The organism is Streptomyces sp. NPDC046308, from assembly GCF_055588065.1.
Genome location: NZ_JBVJFB010000008.1, coordinates 304,578 through 324,723 on the forward strand (window position 1 = coordinate 304,578; position 20,146 = coordinate 324,723).

A 20,146-nucleotide genomic window follows, 5' to 3' on the forward strand; every position below is an offset into this window, starting at 1 on the left:
GGCCCGTACGGGGCCCCCAGGCCGCGCCGTACGCGCTCAGTAACTGGGGAGGGTGCGCGGGCCGAGGTCGCCGCGGGCGGGCGGGTGCGCGACGCGGACGGTGGCGCTGAGCACCGAGAGGCCCTCGGCCGCGACCACGACGGGCTCCAGGGAGACCCCGATCACCTCGGGGTGGTCGTCCACCAGGCGCGACAGCCGCAGGAGCAGTTCCTCCAGGGCGGGGGTGTCCACGGGGTCGCTGCCGCGCCAGCCGAAGAGGAGGGGTGCGGCCCGGATGGAACGGATGAGTCCGGCGGCGTCCCGGTCGGTGACCGGAACCAGTCGGTGCGCGGTGTCGCCGAGCAGCTCGGAGGCGACGCCGGCGAGCCCGAAGGAGAGGACGGCGCCCGCGGCCGGGTCGATGACGGAGCGGACGACGGTGTCGACCCCGCGCGGCACCATGGCCTGGACCACCGGCTGGAGCTCGGCCGGCTTGCCGAGCAGGTCGGTGAGCTCCTCGTACGAGCGACGCAGACCGGCCTCGTTCGTGAGGTCGAGGCGTACGCCGCCCAGGTCGGCGCGGTGGCGCAGGTGCGGGGCGGTGGTCTTGAGGGCCACCGGGTAGCCCAGGATCCCGGCGGCCCGGACCGCCGCGTCGGCGCTGGGGGCGGGCAGGGCGGAGCGGACGGTGATCCCGTACCGGGCGAGCAGCTCGCGGGCGTCCCATTCCGCCAGGGTCAGCACCGCTGCGTCCTCGACGCCGGCCAGCAGCCCGGCCAGCTGGGCGGCCGCCCCGGCCTCGTCCACGTCCTCGAACTCGGGGACGTGCCCGCCCTCGGCGAGGCCTCGGCGCCACTGCCCGTACCGGACGGCTTCGGCGAGGGCCCGTACGGCCCGCTCGGCGGCGGGATAGCTGGGGATCCGGTCCTCGGACGCCGGGCCGGCGGCGATCGGCCCCGCCGGCTTGTGCGGCGCGGCGTCCGCGACGGGGGCGGGGTCGGGCAGGCCCCGCGCGGCGGACAGGGCTTCGACGAGCGCGCCGAGCTCCACGTGCACCACCGCCACGGGCTTGCCCGGCACCTCGGCCACGGCCTCCCGCAGTGCGTCGGCCAGGTCGTCGGCCAGTGCGTGCTCGCTCACCCAGGGAATGGCCGTGACCACGACCGCGTCGCAGTCGTCGGAGGCGAGGGCGGCGGCCAGCGCGGCCCGGAAGTCGGCCGGCGCGGCCGCCGTGGTCAGGTCCAGCGGCGGCAGCGGCCGCAGGCCTTGGGCGAGGCAGGCGTCGTAGGTGAGGACCCCGAGGGACTCGGAGTTTCCGAGGATGGCGACCCGCGGCCCGGCGGGCAGCGGCTGTGCGGCCAGCAGGAGGCCGACGTCGACCAGTTCCGTGACCGTGTCGACCCGGATGACGCCGGCCTGCCTCAGCAGGGCGGAGACGGTCGCCTCGGGCAGCCTGGTGTCGGGGACGACGTGTCCGGCCGGGGTGTGGCGGCCGCCCTTGGCGACGACGACCGGCTTGACCGCGGCCGTCCGGCGGGCGAGGCGGGTGAACTTCCGCGGGTTGCCCAGGGTTTCGAGGTACAGCAGGGCGACGTCGGTGGCCTCGTCGTCGTACCAGTACTGGAGGATGTCGTTGCCGGAGACGTCGGCGCGGTTGCCCGCGGAGACGAAGGAGGACAGTCCCTCGCCGCGCCGCAGCAGCGCGGAGAGCAGGGCGATGCCGATCGCCCCGGACTGCGTGAACAGGCCGATCCGGCCCCGCATCGGCATGGGCGCGGGCGTCAGCGAGGCGTTGAGCTCCACCTCCGGCGCCGTGTTGATCACCCCGTAGGCGTTCGGTCCGATCAGCCGCATCCCGTACGAGCGCACCTGCCGCACCAGTTCGCGCTGGCGGGCGAGTCCTTCCGAGCCGCTCTCCCCGTACCCGGCGGACAGGACGACGAGGCCCTGCACCCCGTGCTCGCCGCAGGCGGCCACGACGTCGGGAACCCGCTCGGCGGGTACGGCGATCACGGCGAGGTCGACGGGGGCGCCGATGGCCCCGATGCCGCGGTAGGCCCGTACGCCGTCGAGCAGATCGCGCGTCACGGCCTCGTTGACGGCGTAGAGGTGGCCGCGGAAACCGCTGTCGCGCAGGTTGCGGAGCGCGGCCGCACCCACGCCGGCGCCGGAGCGGCTGACCCCGATGACGGCGACCGAGCCGGGGGCCAGCAGCCGCTGCACCGAGCGGGCCTCGGCGCGCTGCTCGCGGGCGCGCTGCACGGCGAGGGACTCGGCGGTCGGTTCGAGGTCGAGGGTGAGGTGGACCGAGCCGTCCTCGAAGCTGCGCTTCTGCTGGTAGCCGACGTCCGTGAACACCTTGATCATCTTGGTGTTGGCGGGCAGCACCTCGGCGGCGAACCGGCGGATGCCGCGCTCCCTGGCCACCGCTCCGATGTGTTCGAGGAGGGCGGAGGCGACCCCGCGGCCCTGGTGGGCGTCCTGGACGAGGAAGGCGACCTCGGCCTCGTCGGCGGGCGCGGAGGCGGGCCGGCCGTCGGGGCCGATGCGGTCGTAGCGGACGGTGCCGATGAACTCCCCGCCGATGGTCGCGGCGAGGCCGACCCGGTCCACGTAGTCGTGGTGCGTGAAGCGGCGCACGTCACGGTCGGAGAGCCGGGGGTAGGGCGCGAAGAAGCGGTAGTACTTCGACTCGTCGGAGACCTGCTCGTAGAAGCTGACGAGCCGGCCCGCGTCCTCGGTGGTGATGGGCCTGATCCGGGCGGTGCCGCCGTCACGGAGGACGACGTCGGCTTCCCAGTGGGCCGGGTACGAGGGGTCCGACTCGATGGTCATGGGGCCACCTTAAGGCCGGGAGGGGCGGTGCAGCCCCCGCGCGGCGCATGCGGCAACCCGGGACGAATGAGTGCAAGCTGGGGAAGGTCGAACGGCGGCAGATCCGGGCCGAAGGCCGGTCGGAGCATTCGGGGCGTCGTGAGAGACTGGTCTAGACAACCGTAAGAACCTGAAGGGCATCACCATGGCAGAGCGCCGCGTCAACGTCGGCTGGGCCGAGGGCCTGCACGCTCGTCCCGCCTCGATCTTCGTCCGTGCGACGACCGCTTCCGGCGTCCCGGTGACCATCGCGAAGGCCGGCGGCGACCCCGTCAACGCCGCCTCCATGCTGGCGGTTCTGGGTCTGGGCGCCCAGGGCGGCGAGGAGATCGTCCTCGCCTCCGACGCCGAGGGCGCGGACGCCGCGCTGGACCGCCTCGCGAAGCTGGTCGCCGAGGGTCTCGAGGAGCTCCCCGAGACCGTCTGACCTTTCGGGTTCGATCCCGCACGCACCGCGCGCACGACGAAGCCGCGGCCCCCGCAGGACCGGGGGCCGCGGCTTCGTCGTGCGCGCGGGAATCCGAGCCCCGCGGGCGGGAAAACAGCCCGGCCCGCATCCCGGCGCCCCGGAATTCAGCTCCACCGAATTCACCGGGCAGCGGCAGGGTGAATTCACGCCACAATTCACCCCACCCCTGCAGGGCGAATTAGCGCGACGCCACCTTTGTATACGGCTCCTGTTAATGCCGGCCGCTCGACATGTTTACGGCAGGTTGCGAAGTGCTCACCGCCGGACGGAGCCGCAGCCGGTGCGCCCCGGCCGCCCGGTCGGCGTGGACCACGGTCAGCGCCCGCGCCCGCTCCGCGTCGCCGCGCGCCACCGCGTCCACGATCGCCCCGTGCTCCGCCCAGGACTCCACCGGCCGCGCCGGCGCCTCCACCACGTACATCCACGCCACCTTGTGCCGCATCTGCGTGAGCAGCGCGATCAGCCCGGGGCTGCCGGAGGCCTGGGCGAGCGTCTCGTGGAACCAGCCGCCCAGGGACCGCAGATCCTCCCCCTGACCCCGCCTGGCCCGTTCCTGGCCCAGCCTGACCAGTCCGCGCAGCACCTTGAGGTGGGCCTCGGTGCGCCGCCGGGCGGCCCGGGCGGCCGCCAGGGGCTCCAGGAGCATCCGCACCTCCAGGAGGTCCGCGGCCTCCTGCTCGGTCGGCTCGGCCACGCAGGCCCCCGCGTGGCGCCGGGTGGTCACGAAGCCCTCGGACTCCAGGGTCCGCAGCGCCTCGCGGACCGGGACGCGCGAGACTCCGTACCGGCGGGCCAGCACCTCCTCGGTCAGCCGGCTGCCCGGCTCGAACACCCCGGAGACGATGTCGTCGCGGATTGCCGTGCATACCGCGTGCGCAGGAATACGCAAGACCGAACCTCCGCCTATTTCCGACTGCCAGCCCCATCGCACGCACATGCGCGTGCTGCGACTCTATTGCAACACACGATAATTTCCGAGAGCGGCCGAAAATGCGAAACATTTGCACAGAGACGCAACACGAAGGCCCCGGCTCGGGGAGCCGGGGCCTTCGGAAAAGGTGCGGGACGGGGTCAGAGGCTGACGCCGTGCGAACGCAGGTACGCGATCGGGTCGATGTCCGAGCCGTACTGCGAGCCCGTGCGGGCCTCGAAGTGCAGGTGCGGGCCGCTGGAGTTGCCGGTGGAGCCCGACAGGCCGATCTGCTGACCCGGGGTGACCTGCTCGCCGACGGAGACGTTCAGCGAGGTCATGTGCCCGTACTGGGTGTAGGTGCCGTCGTTGTGCTTGATGACGACGTTATTGCCGTACGCGCCGCCCCAGCCGGCCTCGACGACGGTGCCGAAGCCCACCGCGTGGACCGAGGTGCCGGAGGCCGCGTGGAAGTCGATGCCGGTGTGGCTGCCGGAGGACCACATGCCGCCGCCCGCGTGGTACTGGGTGCTGACGTACGAGCCGTCGACCGGGGCGACGAAGGTGTTGAGGCGCTTGCGCTCCTCCTCGCGGGCCGCCCGCTCGGCGGCGTCGCGCTCGGCCTTCGCCTTGGCCTCGGCGAGGCGCTTGGCCTCGGCGGCCTTCTGCTTGGCCTCCGCCTCCGCCTGCGCCTTGGCGGCGGCGTGCTCGGCGGCGCGCTGCTGGGAATCGGCCTGGTCGGCGATGTCACCCGTGAGGTCCTCGGCGACGACCACGGCACCCAGCCCGTTCTCCGGGGCGGAGCTGCTGTGATTGTCCGCGGCGAAGGCCGGGGCGGCGAGGGAGCCGACGACACCCGTGGTGGCGATCGCGGCGATACCGGCGTAACCGGCGGTCTTCTTGCTCAGACGGCTGGAGCCACGGTGCTTACCGGTACCAGCGGGACGACTGCCAAACGCCATGAAGGGTTTGATCCTTTCCTTCCTTCTCGCCTACCGGGTTAGCTGACGGGTTCGGAGCAGGAAGGTCTCCTACGGGCCTCCTCTTGCGAGGGGGTCCGATTCACCCCAGGGACTCATGTGGGTCCCCGGCTCCCCAGGCTCGCGCCTGACGGGGACTCGGCGATCGCTGTCCGGTGCCGCGGGTGCGGCGGGCACAACTGACGGACAGCACGGCCGACGCTAGGCGGATCATCAGTCAATCGCCAAACAGACGCGCCTTTTTGTTGCGTACGCCACACCCCATACGAGCAACCTAGCCACCAAACGGACAAAAGGGGCTCCGACGGATATGCCCGCCAGAGCCCCTGCGCGTTCCGTCGGTCGACCGTCAGCCGGCCGTCACCGACAGGTCAGTTGGTGACGACGGAGACGTCCCCGATCCCGAGGGCGCGCACCGGCTCCTCGATCACTGCCGCGTCGCCCACCAGGATCGTGACCAGGCGGTCCGCCGGGAAGGCCTTCACGGCGGCCGAAGTCGCCTCCACGGTGCCCGTCTCGGCCAGCCGGGCGTACAACTGCGCCTGGTAGTCGTCCGGCAGCTCCTGCTCGACCTGGTCGGCAAGGGTGCCGGCGACCGAGGCCGCCGTCTCGAACTTCAGCGGGGCCACGCCCACCAAGTTCTGTACCGCCACGTCGCGTTCGGCGTCGGTCAGACCGTCCTCCGCGAGGGTGCGCAGCACCTTCCAGAGGTCCTCCAGCGCCGGACCGGTGTTCGGGGTGTCCACCGAGCCGCTGATGGCCAGCATCGAGGCGCCCTTGCCGTCCGCGGTGGAGCGCAGCACCTGGCCGAAGGCGCGCACGCCGTAGGTGTACCCCTTCTCCTCGCGCAGCACCTTGTCCAGGCGGGAGGTGAGGGTCCCGCCCAGGCAGTACGTGCCCAGCACCTGGGCCGCCCAGACCTGGTCGTGGCGGTCCGGCCCGATCCGGCCGATCAGCAGCTGCGTCTGGACCGCGCCGGGCCGGTCCACGATGACCACGCGGCCGGTGTCGTCGGCGGTCACCGGCGGCACCGGCAGGGCCGCGGCGGTGTTGCCCGTCCACGCCCCCAGGGTGTCCGCCAGCACGGCGTCCAGGTCGATGCCGGTCAGGTCGCCGACGACCACCGCGGTGGCGGTGGCGGGGCGTACGTGGGCCTCGTAGAAGGCGCGTACGGCGGCGGAGTCGATCCGGGCGACGGTCTCCTCGGTGCCCTGGCGCGGCCGGGACATCCGCAGGGACGCCGGGAACAGCTCCTTGGAGAGCTCCTTGGCGGCCCGGCGCTGGGGGTTGGCCAGCTCGTGCGGGATCTCGTCGAGCCGGTTGCGCACCAGGCGGTCCACCTCGGCGTCGGCGAAGGCGGGGGCGCGCAGCGCCTCGGCGAGCAGGCCCAGCGCCTTGGCCAGCCGGGAGGCCGGGACCTCCAGGGAGACCCGGATGCCCGGGTGGTCGGCGTGCGCGTCGAGGGTCGCGCCGCAGCGCTCCAGCTCGGCCGCGAACTCCTCGGCGGAGTGCTTGTCGGTGCCCTCGGAGAGCGCCCGCGCCATGATGGTCGCCACGCCGTCCAGGCCCTCGGGCTCGGCGTCCAGCGGGGCGGCGAGATTGACCTCGACGGCGATCACCTGCTGGCCCGGCCGGTGGCAGCGCAGCAGGGTCAGCCCGTTGGACAGCTGTCCGCGGTCGGGGGCCGGGAAGGCCCACGGCTGCGGCTCGCCGGCCTGCGGGCGCGGGTGGAAGGTCATCGTGACGGCTGCGGTGTCGCTCACTGCTCCGCCCCCTCGTTCTCGTCGGACTCGTCGTTCTCGTCGTCGTCTGCCGCGATCGGCTCGTAGACGAGCACCGCGCGGTTGTCCGGGCGCAGTCGGGCCGCGGCCACGGCCTGCACCTCCTCGGCGGTGACGTCGAGGACGCGCTGGACGGCGGTCAGCGCCAGCTGCGGGTCGCCGAAGAGCACCGCGAAGCGGCACAGCTCGTCGGCGCGGCCGGCCACCGTGCTCAGCCGGTCCAGCCACTCGCGCTCCAGCTGCGCCTGGGCCCGCTCCATTTCCTCGGCCGTCGGGCCCTCGGCGGCGAACCGCGCGAGCTCCTCGTCCACGGCCGCCTCGATGGCGGGGATCTCCACGCCGCTGGAGGTCTTGACGTCCAGCCAGCCCAGCGAGGGCGCGCCGGCCAGGCGCAGCATGCCGAAACCGGCCGCGACGGCGCTCTGGTCACGGCGTACCAGCCGGTTGTGCAGCAGCGAGGACTCCCCGCCGCCCAGGATCGTCAGCGCCACGTCGGCGGCGTCGCACTCGCGGGTGCCGTCGTGCGGCAGCCGGTAGGCGGCCATCAGCGCTCGCGCCGGAACCTCCTCGACGATCTCCTCGCGCAGCTGCTCCCCGATGATGTCGGGCAGCGAGCCGTCGCGGGGCGGCTGCTTGCCGTCGTGCGCCGGGATCGTGCCGAAGTACTTCTCGACCCAGGCGAGCGTCTGCTCGGGGTCGATGTCACCGACGACCGAGAGCACCGCGTTGTTGGGCGCGTAGTACGTACGGAAGAAGGTGCGCGCGTCCTCCAGGGAGGCGGCGTCCAGGTCGGCCATGGAGCCGATGGGGGTGTGGTGGTACGGGTGGCCCTCGGGGTACGCCAGCGCCGTCAGCTTCTCGAAGGCCGTGCCGTACGGGACGTTGTCGTACCGCTGGCGGCGCTCGTTCTTGACGACGTCGCGCTGGTTCTCCATGGACTCCTCGTCCAGGGCGGCCAGCAGGGACCCCATCCGGTCCGCCTCCAGCCACAGCGCGAGCTCCAGCTGGTGGGTCGGCATCGTCTCGAAGTAGTTGGTGCGCTCGAAGCTGGTCGTGCCGTTGAGGGAGCCGCCGGCTCCCTGGACCAGCTCGAAGTGGCCGTTGCCGGGGACGCTCGCCGAACCCTGGAACATCAGGTGCTCGAAGAGGTGAGCAAGGCCGGTACGCCCCTTGACTTCATGGCGCGAACCGACGTCGTACCAGAGGCAGACCGCGGCGACCGGGGTCAGGTGGTCCTCCGACAGCACCACGCGCAGGCCGTTGGCCAGCCGGTGCTCGGTCGCTGTCAGGCCGCCGGAGCCGGCCTGGGCTGTGGCCGTGTGACCCATGGGCATGTGGTCCCTTCGATCGCGATGCAGAGATTTCTGTCAGACCTGCCACTGTATGCAAGCGCGTCGGCCGCCGGATAAGTTCCCGGGTCACTCCCCCGGGGTCGGAGTCGGCGTTGTCGGTGCCTCGGGCCACAATGGTCCGCGTCGTACCCCGTCCGGACACCCGCCCACCCGGCAAGACCGGCCAAACCGAGCCAGACCCCAGCAGTCCCGCCAGACACCCAGCACACCCCATTCTTGGTTAAGGAGCCGCGCAGCGATGGCCCGCCGCAGCACGAAGACCCCGCCGCCGGAGGATTTCGAGGAGAAGATCCTCGACATCGACGTCGTCGACGAAATGCAGGGCTCCTTCCTCGAGTACGCGTACTCGGTGATCTACTCCCGCGCCCTGCCCGACGCCCGGGACGGCATGAAGCCGGTGCACCGCCGCATCGTCTACCAGATGAACGAGATGGGGCTGCGGCCCGACCGCGGCTACGTGAAGTGCGCCCGGGTCGTCGGCGAGGTCATGGGCAAGCTCCACCCCCACGGTGACGCCTCGATCTACGACGCGCTCGTCCGCATGGCCCAGCCCTTCTCCATGCGGCTGCCGCTGGTCGACGGCCACGGCAACTTCGGCTCGCTCGGCAACGACGACCCGCCGGCCGCGATGCGTTACACCGAGTGCAAGATGGCCGACGCCACGTCGCTGATGACGGAGTCGATCGACGAGGACACCGTCGACTTCGCCGCCAACTACGACGGCCAGGAGCGGGAGCCCGTCGCACTTCCCGCCGCGTACCCGAACCTGCTGGTCAACGGCGCGTCCGGGATCGCGGTCGGCATGGCCACCAACATGCCCCCGCACAACCTCGGCGAGGTCATCGCGGCCGCCCGGCACCTGATCCGCCACCCGCAGGCGGACCTGGAGGCGCTGATGCGCTTCGTGCCGGGTCCCGACCTGCCCACCGGCGGCCGGATCGTCGGCCTGTCCGGGATCAAGGACGCCTACGAGAACGGCCGCGGCACCTTCAAGATCCGCGCGACGGTGGCCGTGGAGAACGTGACGGCGCGCCGCAAGGGCCTGGTCGTCACGGAACTGCCGTTCACGGTCGGCCCCGAGAAGGTCATCGCGAAGATCAAGGACCTGGTCGGCTCGAAGAAGCTCCAGGGCATCGCCGACGTCAAGGACCTCACCGACCGCGCGCACGGTCTGCGCCTGGTCATCGAGATCAAGAACGGCTTCCACCCGGAGGCCGTGCTGGAGCAGCTCTACAAGCTGACGCCGATGGAGGAGTCCTTCGGCATCAACAACGTCGCGCTGGTCGACGGACAGCCGCTGACGCTGGGCCTCAAGGAGCTGCTGGAGGTCTACCTCGACCACCGCTTCGAGGTCGTCCGGCGGCGCAGCGAGTTCCGCCGCGGCAAGCGGCGCGACCGGCTGCACCTGGTCGAGGGCCTGCTGGTGGCCCTGGTCGACATCGACGAGGTCATCCGGATCATCCGGGACAGCGACAACTCGGCGCAGGCGAAGGAGCGGCTCATCGAGCGCTTCTCGCTGAGCGAGATCCAGACGCAGTACATCCTGGACACCCCGCTGCGCCGCCTGACCCGCTTCGACCGGATCGAGCTGGAGTCCGAGCGCGACCGGCTGACCGGCGAGATCGACGAGCTCACCGGGATCCTCGACTCCGACACGGAGCTGCGCAAGCTCGTCTCCACGGAACTGGCGTCGGTCGCGAAGAAGTTCGGCACCGAGCGCCGTACGGTGCTGCTGGAGTCGGCGGGCACCGCCGTGGCGGCCGTCCCGCTGGAGGTCGCCGACGACCCGTGCCGCGTGCTGCTGTCCTCGACGGGCCTGCTGGCGCGCACGGCGAACGGTGAGCCGCTGCCCGAGGAGGAGGGCGGCCCCCGCGCCAAGCACGACCTGATCGTCTCGCAGGTGGCGGCCACCGCCCGGGCCGACGTCGGCGCGGTCACCTCGTACGGACGCCTGCTGCGGCTGTCGGTGATCGACCTGCCGCAGCTGCCGGACACGCACGCCGCGCCGAACCTGGCGGGCGGCGCCCCCGTCTCGGAGTTCCTTTCCGGGCTGGAGGCGGACGAGAAGGTGATCTGCCTGACCTCGCTCGACGAGTCCTCGCAGGGCCTGGCGCTGGGCACCGAGCAGGGCGTGGTCAAGCGCGTCGTGCCGGACTACCCGGCCAACAAGGACGAGCTGGAGGTCATCACCCTCAAGGACGGTGACCGGATCGTCGGCGCGGTGGAACTGCGCACGGGCGAGGAGGACCTGGTCTTCATCACCGACGACGCCCAGCTGCTGCGCTACCCGGCGGGCCAGGTCCGCCCGCAGGGCCGCCCGGCGGGCGGCATGGCGGGCATCAAGCTCGCCGAGAACGCCAAGGTGATCCACTTCTCGGCCGTCGACCCCGGCAGGGACGCCGTGGTCTTCACGGTGGCGGGCTCGCACGGCACGCTGGACGACTCGGTGACGTCCGGGAAGCTGACCCCCTTCGACCAGTACCCGCGCAAGGGCCGTGCCACCGGTGGTGTGCGCTGCCAGCGGTTCCTGAAGGGCGAGGACGTGCTCGTGCTGGCCTGGGCGGGCGGCACCCCCGTCCGCGCGGCGACGGCGAACGGCACTCCGGCGGAGCTGCCGGCCGTGGACCCGCGCCGGGACGGCTCGGGAGCGGCGCTGCCCGCGGCGGTCGCGGCGCTGGCGGGTGCCGCGCTGTAGGAGGTACGCGGTCATTCGGGTGGTACGTCCGGGGGACGTACCACCCGAATGGCGACTAGTGTTTTCCCTCTTGGCACTGTCGGGTGGGGCGGGAGAACACAGAGCTGATGAGTCGTCGGTCGGGCGGAGTGATCGGGGACTGGGCCGAGGCCCAGCGCCGCATGCAGCAGACGCAGCAGATCCAGCAGCGCGAGGCGGAACGCCGGAGGCAGAGCCAGCGCACCGCCGACAGGCAGTACCGCGACGCCGAGGCCCGGCGGCGTACGGAGCGCATCGAGGCGGAAGTCGCCGCACTGCAGGGCCTGCTGGCCGCTGGGTGCGGGGCACCGGCGTTCCGTATGGCCGGGCTGGTCAGGCCCGAGCAGATCGAACCTTTCAACCCGGGCACGCTGGCTCACCCCGTGCCGATGCCGCAGCTGCACCAGTTTCAGCAGAGCACGGGCTGGACGCTCGGCTCGAACCGGCGGGCGCAGGCCGAGCGCGAGGCACACGCACGGTACACGCAGGCCTGGCAGGCGGCGCACGCCGCGGAGGCGCAGCGTCAGCAGCAGCTGGCCGCTTACCGACAGCAGTACGACCGGTGGGCGGCGGAACAGCTCGCCGGGATCCGGGCGCACAACAGCGGTCTGACCGAGCTGGCGGGGGCGCTGCGTGCGGGCGACGCCGCGGCCGTGGTGGAGTACTTCTCCGCCGCCCTCTACGCCTCGACCGCGTGGCCCGAGTCGCTGCCGAGGCAGCTCGCGGCCGCGTACGACCCAGGTGCGCGCCAGCTGGTGCTGGACTGGGAACTGCCGGGGTACGCAGTGATACCCGCGGCCAAGTCCGTGCGTTACGTGCAAAGTACGGACCAGGACAAGGAGACGGCCCGCCCGGTCACACAGCGGCGGGCGCTGTACCGGGACCTCCTGGCCCAGTGCGTGTTGCTGGTGGTGCGTGATCTGTACGCCGCGGACGAGTTCGGCGTACTGGAGTCGGTCGTGGTCAACGGCTTCGTGGACGACCACGATCCGGTGACGGGACAGGAGGCGCGGATCGTACTCGCCGCGGTGTCGGCGGCCCGGTCCGCCTTCGCCGGGCTGCGGCTGGAGCAGGTCAGCGCCGTGGACTGCCTGGTGGAGGGCCTGCGCGGGCAGCTTTCGGCCCGCCCGGACCAGTTGGCCGCCGTACGGCCCGGGCGTCGTCCCGGCGAGGTGGGCGGCGTCGTCAGTCACGGCGGGCACTCGGGCGGCGACGAGGACGAGCCGGACCTCTTCGAGATGGACCCGATCGCCTTCGAGAACCTCGTGGCGGAGCTCTTCCGGGCCATGGGCATGGAGGCGGTGACGACCCAGCGGTCCGGCGACGGCGGCGTCGATGTCGAGGCGAGGGACCCGGCACCGATCCGGGGCGGGCAGATCGTGGTGCAGGTCAAGCGCTACCGGAACACCGTGCCGCCCACGGCTGTGCGGGACCTCTACGGCACGGTCCAGGATGCAGGGGCGAACAAGGGGGTGCTCGTCACCACTTCGTCCTTCGGGCCGACGTCCTACACCTTTGCCAACGGCAAGCCGCTGGAGTTGGTTCCCGGGGCCGAACTCGTGGAGCTGCTGCACCAGTACGGGCTGCGCGGCCGCCTCGGGGGTGGTCGGGCCTCGCAGCGCACGGCCGAGCCCGCTCCCCCGGCGGATCACAACGTGCTCGGCATGTCCTGGTCGGGCCGGGTCGCGCTGGACGTGTGCGCGCTCGTCTGCACCGGCAACCGGGTGCTGAGCGAGGACCACTTCGTGTTCTTCAACAACCCGCGGACGCCGGACGGTTCGGTACGGGCCCGCGCGCACGCAGAGCCCGACAAGGCCGCCCTGGAGGTCTCCTTCGACTCCCTGCCGCCCGAGGCCGACCGGCTGGTCCTGGTGGCCGCCGTGGACCCGGAGGTCGACCCGCACGCCGACCTCGCCGGCTTCACCGACGCCCGGATCCGGCTCCTCGAGCCGTCCGGCGCGGAGGCCGGGCGGCTGGAGGTCTCCGACGGACGGGCCGGCGAGACCGCGCTGGTGCTCGGCTCGTTCCGGCGTCGGGCGAACGGCGACTGGGACTTCGTGATCGGCGGCAAGGGCTACCGGGGCGGCCTGGGGGACCTGCTGCGGGAGTACGGCGTCGAGGTCGCCTGAAGGGTGTTCAACACCCCTTAGGGTCGAGCGCATGACTCTTGCCCATGACGCAGCCGGAGATGGCCCTGCGGTGGTGCTGCTGCACTCCGCCGTTTGTGACCGAAGGATGTGGGACCCGCAGTGGCCGGCCCTGGTCGATGCCGGATACCGGGTGGTGCGGTGCGACTTCCGGGGCTTCGGCCAGAGCCTCTTGCCGGACCGGCGTCACAACGACGCGGAGGACGTACTGGACCTGCTGGACTCCCTCGGCGTGGAACAGGCGGCGCTGATCGCCTCCTCGTACGGCGGACGCGTTGCCTTGGAGATCGCCGCACGCCGTCCGGACCGGGTGTCCGCCATGGCCCTGTTGTGCTCCGGGCTGCCCGGGCACGAACCGAGCGATGAGCTCCGCGCGTTCGGCGAGCGGGAGGACGCGCTGATCGAGGCGGGTGACATCGCGGGCGCAGTGGAACTGAACGTGGACACCTTCCTGGGCCCGGAAGCCGAGGAAGCGGTCCGGGACGAGGTGCGTGCGATGCAGCGGCGTGCCTTCGAGGTGCAACTGGCCGCCCCCGAGGGGGCCGGGCGGAAGAACGTGGACATCGACCTCTCGGCGGTCAAGGCCCCCGGTCTGGCGCTTTCGGGCGGCCTCGACCTTGCGGACTTCCGGGAGATCGCGGCTGGGCTGCCGGGCCTGCTCGACGACACACGGCACGTCGAACTGCCCTGGGCCGGCCATCTCCCCAGCCTGGAGCGGCCCGCCGCGGTGACGGACCTCCTGATCGGCTTCCTGGGCGAGACGGTTCCCGCGGGCTGAACGGGACCTCCGGTGTACCCGGTCAGGTCACCAGGCGGCCCGGGCCTCGACGCCGAGTCCGGACTCCGGCTCCGCTTCGCTCTCGGCTTCGGCGTCGGCATCGGCGCCGGCTTCCGGGCCGGCCGCGGGCCGGGGCTCGGCGACGTACCGCAGCACGCCCCACATGCTCTCGGGTGACGCGTGCTGCGGTGCCTCCTCGCGACACGCCTCCAACTCCCGTACCAGTCCCGGGCCGTCGGTGCCGGCGCCGATCAGGACCAGCTGCGTCCGCCGGGCTTCGCCCCGCTCCCAGGGCTGCGGGGCGAAGCGGAGGAACCGGCCGACCGCGTGGACCTCGTACTTCTCCTCGTGGCCGGGGATCCCGAACCACACGAAGCCCTTGATCCGGTAGAGCCCGGCCGGCCGCCGGTCAAGGAAGTCGATGAACCGACGCGGGGAGAGTGCCTGGTCGGAGCGGAACTCCGTGCTCTCGTAGGCGGCGTGCGCGTGGGCGCAGTGGTCGTGGCCCTGGGCCTGCGCGAGGAGGTCCTCGAAGGAGAGCTGCCCCCGCGTCTCGGTCCAGGGGCGCTTGTCGAAGAGCAGTTCCGGGTCGATCCGGCCGTGGTCGGCGCCCACGACCGGGGTGCCGGGTGCGCAGAGCGCGTCGAGTTCCCTCTCGATCCGGGCCCGTTCGCCGATGTCGACGCGGTCGGTCTTGTTGAGCACCACCAGGTCCGCGACGGCGAGGTGGCGGTCGGTCTCCGGATGCCTGTCCCGCGTCGCGTCGAATTCGGCCGCGTCCACGACCTGCACCAGCCCGCCGTACCGGATGGCGGGGTTCTCGCTGGCCATGAGCATCCGGATCATCTCCTGGGGCTCGGCCAGCCCGCTCGCCTCGATGACGATCACGTCGATGCGGTGGGCGGGGGCGGAGAGCTTCTCCAGGTACGCGTCCAGCTCGCTGCCGTCGACGGCGCAGCACAGGCAGCCGCCGCCGAGCGAGACCATCGAGTCCCCGACCTGTCCGGCCACCGACATCGCGTCGATCTCGATCGATCCGAAGTCGTTGACGACGACCCCGATGCGGGTGCCCCCGCGGCCGGCGAGGAGGTGGTTCAGCACGGTGGTCTTGCCGGATCCGAGGAATCCGGCGAGGACGATGACGGGGATGGGCTGCCTGCTGTTCACCCTGTCGATCGTAGCCAGGCTCGGCCCGTCATCGGTCGGTCGGCCGGCCGATCAGTCGATCAGCGGCACCGGCTGCGGCGGGGTGGGGCCGCTGTACCGGGCGGCAGGGCGGATGATCTTCGAGTCCGCGGCTTGTTCGAGGATGTTCGCGCTCCAGCCGACCACGCGGGCCGCGCAGAAGGTCGGGGTGAACATCTCGCGCGGCAGCCCGCACAGCTCCATGACCACACCCGCGTAGAACTCCACGTTGGTGTGCAGCTCCCGGCCCGGCTTGAGCTCGGCGAGGATCTCCTCGACCTGCCGCTCGACCTCGACGGCGAAGTCCACGAGGGGCCCGCCGAACTGGAGAGCGATCTCGCGCAGCATGCGCGAGCGGGGGTCCTCGGTGCGGTAGACGGGGTGCCCGAAGCCCATGATCCGGTCACCCGCCAGGACCCGTTCGCGGATCCACGGCCCGATCCGGTCCACGGTGCCGATGGCGTCGAGCGTGTCGAGGGCGCGGCTGGGTGCGCCGCCGTGCAGCGGGCCGGAGAGGGCGCCGATCGCCCCGGTGAGGCAGGCGGCGACGTCGGCACCGGTGGAGGCGATGACGCGGGCGGTGAAGGTCGAGGCGTTGAAGCCGTGGTCGACGGTGGATATCAGGTACCGCTCGATGGCGCGGGTCTCGACCGGGCCGGGCTCCCGGCCGGTCAGCATGTAGAGGTAGTTGGCGGCGTAGGGGAGGTCCTCGCGCGGCTCGACGGGCTCCAGCCCCTGACCGAGCCGGTGCAGGGCGGTCAGCAGGGTCGGTACGGCGGCGCAGGCGGCCAGCGCGTCGGCGGCGCGGCGGGCGGGGTCGAGGTCGTACACCGGGCGGAAGCCGGCCGAGGCGCCGAGCAGCGAGAGGGCGGTGCGCAGTCCGGCGAGCGGGCCGGAGAGCCGGGTGGCCCGGGCCAGGCCGGGCAGGGCGTCCCGCACCTCCTCGGGCAGTCGGCGCAGTGCGGCGGTCTCGGCGGCGAAGGCGGCCCGCTCGGCGGTGTCGGCGGGCAGGGTGCCGCGGAACATCAGGTGCCAGACGTCCTCGAAGCCGCGGTGGGCGGCGAGCTCGACGGCGGAGTACTGGCGGTAGTGGTAGAAGCCCTCGCGACCTCGGACGTCGCCGAGCTCGGTTTCGGTGACCACGACCCCCGCGAGGCCGCGCGGTCCTTCGATGGTGCTGTCGGTGGTGTTCATGGATCGACCATCCATGATGGATTGAATCCTTGTCAATGTTGATTCAATCAATACTTTCGTCCATCTGTAGGGTGTCGGTCATGAGCGACGAGAGGGACGGCGGGCGCAGGCTCAGCACACAAGAGGCGGCGCGGGTGCTCGGCGTGAAACCGGCGACGGTGTACGCGTACGTCAGCCGGGGCCAGCTCAGCAGCCGCCGCGACCCGGCCGGGCGGGGCAGCAGCTTCGACGCGGCCGAAGTGGAGGCGCTGGCCCGGCGGAGCCGGCGCGAGGCGGCGGCTCCCGCCGGGGAGCTCTCCATCCGTACGGCACTCACCCTCATCGAGCCGGACCGGTACTACTTCCGGGGCGTGGACGCCGTGGCGCTGGCCTCGGAGTACCGCTACGAGGAGGTCGCCGAGTGGCTCTGGACCGGCGCCGTCGCGCGGGGGGCACGCTTCACGGCTCCCCCGGAGGCCCTGGCGGCGGCCCGGCGGGCCGTGGCCGCGCTGCCGGCCCACGGCGGCCCCATCGACCGGCTTCGGGTGGCGGTGGCCGCCGCCGCGGTGGCGGACCCGCTGCGCTTCGACCTGTCCGAGGAGGCGGTACTCGGCTCCGCGCGCTGCCTGATTCCCACGCTGGTCGGCGCGCTCCCCGCGGTGGGCGCGGCCCAGTGGGCCGGCGACGGCCGGATCGCCCGGCAGTTGTGGTCCCGGCTGACGGCCGAGGATCCGGACCCGGACGCCCTGGCCGTGCTCGACCTGGCGCTGGCCCTGCTGGTCGACCACGACCTGGCGGCCTCGACCCTGGCCGTACGGGTGGCCGCCTCGGCGCGGGCCCATCCGTACGCGGCGGTGTCCGCCGGCCTCGGCGCGCTCGAAGGGCCCCTGCACGGCGCGGCCGGGCGGCTCGCGCACCGGATGCTGGTGGAGGTGCTGGAACAGGGCGGGGCGGCGCCCGTGGTGGCGGAGTACCTGCGGGCCGGGCGCCGGGTCCCCGGGCTCGGACACCGCCTCTACCGGGGTGAGGACCCCCGCGCGCGGGCGCTGTTCGCCCGGCTGGAGGGGCTGGAGCAGGCCGCGCCCGCACTGGGCGCGGCGCGCGAGGTGGCCACGGTGATGGCCCGGCAGGGCGGGCTGCACGCCAATGTGGACCTGGCGCTGGCGGTGCTGACCGTGTCGTGCGGGATGCCCGCGGAGGCCGGGGAGACGGTCTTCGCCGTGGCCCGTACGGCGGGCTGGATGGCACACGCCCTGGAGGAGTACCAGGAGCGGCCGCTGCGGATGCGGCCGAGCGGGCAGTACCACGGGCCCCGCCCGCCCCAGCCGATGCCGTGACGCCACTTCACCCGCAGTGAGCCGCGCGCCACGGCCCGAACATGACAGAAGTGGCGAACCCGACAAGCTCGGCGCAGGCGTTCCCCTCCTGCCGGGCCGGACCTACCGTTGCTGCCCATGCGGTTCCCCCTCGTGAGCGCTTGGCGCCTCGGGCTGCCCAGACGGGCCGCCTCCCAGATCCTGCTGACCCAGCTGGCCATCGCCGCCGGGGTCGCCGTCCTGGCGACCGGACTCTTCCTGGCGCCGCTCAGCGCTCAGCTCGACGACCAGGCCATGCGGCGCGCCCTGGCGATCGCGCAGAGCGCCGCGGCCGACCCCTCGCTGGCCGCCGGCCTCCTGGACTCCGGGGCCTCGCCGGACAGCCCCGTCCAGTCCTCGGCCGAGCGGATCCGCCGGGCCACCGGGGCCGAGTACGTGGTCGTCCTCGACCTGGACGGCATCCGCCGCTCGCACCCGAGCGCCGACCGGATCGGGCTGCCCGTCTCCACCGACCCGAGCGACGCGCTGGCGGGCCGCGAGGTCATGGAGATCGACGACGGCACCCTGGGGCGCTCCGCGCGCGGCAAGGTCCCGTTGATCGCCGCCGACGGCGAGATCATCGGCGCCGTCTCGGTGGGCATCGCCTACGACAGCGTCCGGGACCGGCTGCTCGGCGCCATCCCGGGCCTGCTCGCCTACGCGGGCGGCGCCCTGGCCGCGGGCGCCCTGGCCGCCTTTCTGCTCTCCCGCCGGATCCAGCGCCAGACCCGGGACCTGGCCTTCTCCGACATCTCCGGCCTGCTCGCCGAACGCGAGGCGATGCTGCACTCCATCCGTGAGGGCGTCATCGCCCTCGACCGCGAGGGCCGCGTCCGGCTCGTGAACGACGAGGCCGCCCGGCTGCTGGGCCTCGCCCCGGACTCCGCCGGCACTGTGGCGGGTCGCCCACTGGACGACGTACTCGGCGGCGGCCGCACCGCCGACGTGCTCTCGGGCCGCGTCACCGGCCGGGACCTGCTCACCGTCCAGGGTCCCCGGGTGCTGGTCGCCAACCGCATGCCCACCGAGGACGGCGGGGCCGTCGCCACCCTGCGCGACCGCACCGAGCTGGAACGCCTGGGCCGCGAACTGGACTCCACCCGGGGCCTCATCGACGCCCTGCGCGCCCAGGACCACGAGCACGCCAACCGCCTCCACACCCTCCTCGGCCTGCTGGAACTGGGCCTGCACGAGGAGGCGGTGGAGTTCGTCACCGAGGTCGCCGACGTGCACCGCACGACCGCCGAACAGGTCACCGAGAAGGTCCACGACCCGCTGCTGGCCGCCCTCCTCGTGGGCAAGGCGACCGTCGCGGCCGAACGCGGCGTGCCCCTGCGGCTGGCCGAGACCACCCTCCTCCCCGACCGCCTGGTGGACCCGGGCGGCCTCGTCACGATCGTGGGCAACCTCGTGGACAACGCCCTGGACGCCGCCGTCGGTACGACGACGCCCCTGGTCGAGGTGGAACTGCGGGCGGAGGGCCGTACCGCCGTGCTCCGCGTGCGCGACAGCGGCCCCGGAGTACCCGCCGCGCACCGCGAGGAGATCTTCACCGAGGGCTGGTCGACCAAGCAGCCCAGCGCCCACCGCGAGCGGGGCCTGGGCCTCGCCCTCGTACGCCGCCTCGCGGAGCGGCAGGGCGGCAGCGCCCGGGCCGGTGGAGCGGACGGAGGGGCGGAATTCTCCGTCGTACTCCCGGAGGCCCTGCGATGAACGAGGCGGTGCACGAGATGGTGAACGAAGCGGGGAGCGGGTCCCCGATCCACGTATTGGTCGTCGACGACGACATGCGTGTTGCCCGTATCAACGCGGCGTACGTGGCGAAGGTTCCCGGTTTCCGGGTGACGGCGCAGGCCCATTCGGCGGCCGAGGCCCTGGAGTTCCTCACCTCGCGGGTGGTGGACCTGGTCCTCCTGGACCACTACCTCCCCGACGAGAACGGCCTGGACCTGGTCCGGCGCCTGCGCCAGCTCGGCCACCACACCGACGTGATCATGGTCACGGCCGCCCGCGACCTCGCCACCGTGCAGGCCGCGATGCGCCTCGGCGCGCTCCAGTACCTGGTCAAACCCTTCACCTTCGCCGGGCTGCGCACCCGGCTGGAGGCCTACGCGGCCCTGCACCGCACCCTGGAGACGGGCGGCGAGGCCGAACAGGCCGAGGTGGACCGGATCTTCGCCGCCCTCGCGGCCGCGGGGCCCGCGAACGAGCTCCCCAAGGGCCATTCCCCGACCACCGCGGAACTGGTCCGCCAGGTCCTGCGCTCCGCGGAGGGCCCGCTGTCCACCCAGCAGATCGCCGACCGCGCGGGCATCAGCCGCCAGACCGCCCAGCGCTACGTGAAACTGCTCGAACGCACCGCCCGGGTCACCCTGGCCCTGCGCTACGGCGAGACCGGCCGCCCGGAGCACCGCTACACCTGGCTCCCCTCGGAGGGGCCGGCCTGAGGG

14 protein-coding genes and 1 riboswitch are annotated in these 20,146 nt (G+C 72.7%); of the genes, 7 read left to right on the plus strand and 7 right to left on the minus strand.

The features are described 5' to 3' along the window. Nucleotides 1–36 precede the first annotated feature (36 nt). The gene (locus tag ACZ6JT_RS29285) at nucleotides 37–2,814 is read right to left on the minus strand and encodes a bifunctional acetate--CoA ligase family protein/GNAT family N-acetyltransferase (protein ID WP_469214269.1); all 2,778 of its coding nucleotides are present in this window, start codon (nucleotides 2,812–2,814) and stop codon (nucleotides 37–39) included. A 184-nt stretch (nucleotides 2,815–2,998) separates the two neighbouring features. Between ACZ6JT_RS29285 and ACZ6JT_RS29290 the strand changes: the two genes are divergently transcribed. After that, the gene (locus ACZ6JT_RS29290) at nucleotides 2,999–3,280 is read left to right on the plus strand and encodes an HPr family phosphocarrier protein (RefSeq protein ID WP_007267025.1); all 282 of its coding nucleotides are present in this window, start codon (nucleotides 2,999–3,001) and stop codon (nucleotides 3,278–3,280) included. A 253-nt stretch (nucleotides 3,281–3,533) separates the two neighbouring features. On the opposite strand, the gene ACZ6JT_RS29295 is transcribed toward ACZ6JT_RS29290, so the two are convergent. The 4 genes from ACZ6JT_RS29295 to ACZ6JT_RS29310 all read right to left on the minus strand — a co-directional run bounded on the left by ACZ6JT_RS29295 (nucleotide 3,534) and on the right by ACZ6JT_RS29310 (nucleotide 8,321). Beyond that, nucleotides 3,534–4,211 (minus strand): GntR family transcriptional regulator, encoded by a 678-nt coding sequence (locus ACZ6JT_RS29295; RefSeq protein WP_469214272.1) that lies wholly within the window; start codon nucleotides 4,209–4,211, stop codon nucleotides 3,534–3,536. Between the two features lie 182 nt (nucleotides 4,212–4,393). Further along, nucleotides 4,394–5,194 (minus strand): M23 family metallopeptidase, encoded by an 801-nt coding sequence (locus tag ACZ6JT_RS29300; RefSeq protein WP_469214273.1) that lies wholly within the window; start codon nucleotides 5,192–5,194, stop codon nucleotides 4,394–4,396. A gap of 13 nt (nucleotides 5,195–5,207) precedes the next feature. Beyond that, nucleotides 5,208–5,366, minus strand: a riboswitch (cyclic di-AMP (ydaO/yuaA leader). Nucleotides 5,367–5,583: 217 nt separating this feature from the next. After that, a complete protein-coding gene (locus ACZ6JT_RS29305) occupies nucleotides 5,584–6,951 on the minus strand; it encodes a M16 family metallopeptidase (protein ID WP_469214449.1) in 1,368 nt (455 codons plus the stop codon). Nucleotides 6,952–6,971: 20 nt separating this feature from the next. Continuing rightward, nucleotides 6,972–8,321, minus strand: a complete 1,350-nt coding sequence (locus ACZ6JT_RS29310; protein ID WP_469214450.1) for a M16 family metallopeptidase — start codon at nucleotides 8,319–8,321, stop codon at nucleotides 6,972–6,974. Between the two features lie 262 nt (nucleotides 8,322–8,583). On the opposite strand from ACZ6JT_RS29310, the gene ACZ6JT_RS29315 reads away from it, so the two are divergent. The 3 genes from ACZ6JT_RS29315 to ACZ6JT_RS29325 all read left to right on the plus strand — a co-directional run bounded on the left by ACZ6JT_RS29315 (nucleotide 8,584) and on the right by ACZ6JT_RS29325 (nucleotide 13,983). Further along, the gene (locus ACZ6JT_RS29315) at nucleotides 8,584–11,040 is read left to right on the plus strand and encodes a DNA gyrase/topoisomerase IV subunit A (protein WP_469214275.1); all 2,457 of its coding nucleotides are present in this window, start codon (nucleotides 8,584–8,586) and stop codon (nucleotides 11,038–11,040) included. A 107-nt stretch (nucleotides 11,041–11,147) separates the two neighbouring features. Beyond that, the gene (locus tag ACZ6JT_RS29320; protein WP_469214277.1) at nucleotides 11,148–13,187 is read left to right on the plus strand and encodes a restriction endonuclease; all 2,040 of its coding nucleotides are present in this window, start codon (nucleotides 11,148–11,150) and stop codon (nucleotides 13,185–13,187) included. 31 nt (nucleotides 13,188–13,218) lie between these two features. After that, entirely contained in the window at nucleotides 13,219–13,983 is a 765-nt protein-coding gene (locus ACZ6JT_RS29325; RefSeq protein WP_469214279.1) for an alpha/beta fold hydrolase, read from the plus strand. Between the two features lie 27 nt (nucleotides 13,984–14,010). Here ACZ6JT_RS29325 and ACZ6JT_RS29330 read toward each other — a convergent pair whose 3' ends face one another. Next, nucleotides 14,011–15,150, minus strand: coding sequence for a CobW family GTP-binding protein (locus ACZ6JT_RS29330; protein ID WP_469214281.1), 1,140 nt, complete (start codon nucleotides 15,148–15,150; stop codon nucleotides 14,011–14,013). Nucleotides 15,151–15,201: 51 nt separating this feature from the next. Further along, a complete protein-coding gene (locus ACZ6JT_RS29335; RefSeq protein ID WP_469214283.1) occupies nucleotides 15,202–16,377 on the minus strand; it encodes a citrate synthase/methylcitrate synthase in 1,176 nt (391 codons plus the stop codon). A gap of 65 nt (nucleotides 16,378–16,442) precedes the next feature. Here ACZ6JT_RS29335 and ACZ6JT_RS29340 point away from each other — a divergent pair, with 65 nt between their 5' ends. The 3 genes from ACZ6JT_RS29340 (at nucleotide 16,443) to ACZ6JT_RS29350 (ending at nucleotide 20,143) form a co-directional block, all read left to right on the plus strand. Then, entirely contained in the window at nucleotides 16,443–17,678 is a 1,236-nt protein-coding gene (locus ACZ6JT_RS29340; RefSeq protein ID WP_469214284.1) for a citrate synthase, read from the plus strand. 117 nt (nucleotides 17,679–17,795) lie between these two features. Continuing rightward, on the plus strand, nucleotides 17,796–19,409 hold the full coding sequence (locus ACZ6JT_RS29345) for a sensor histidine kinase (RefSeq protein ID WP_469214286.1): 1,614 nt from the start codon (nucleotides 17,796–17,798) through the stop codon (nucleotides 19,407–19,409). Continuing rightward, nucleotides 19,406–20,143: a response regulator gene (locus ACZ6JT_RS29350; protein WP_469214288.1), complete on the plus strand. Its 738-nt coding sequence runs from the start codon at nucleotides 19,406–19,408 to the stop codon at nucleotides 20,141–20,143. Before ACZ6JT_RS29345 ends, ACZ6JT_RS29350 begins: the two co-directional genes overlap by 4 nt. Nucleotides 20,144–20,146: the final 3 nt, after the last annotated feature.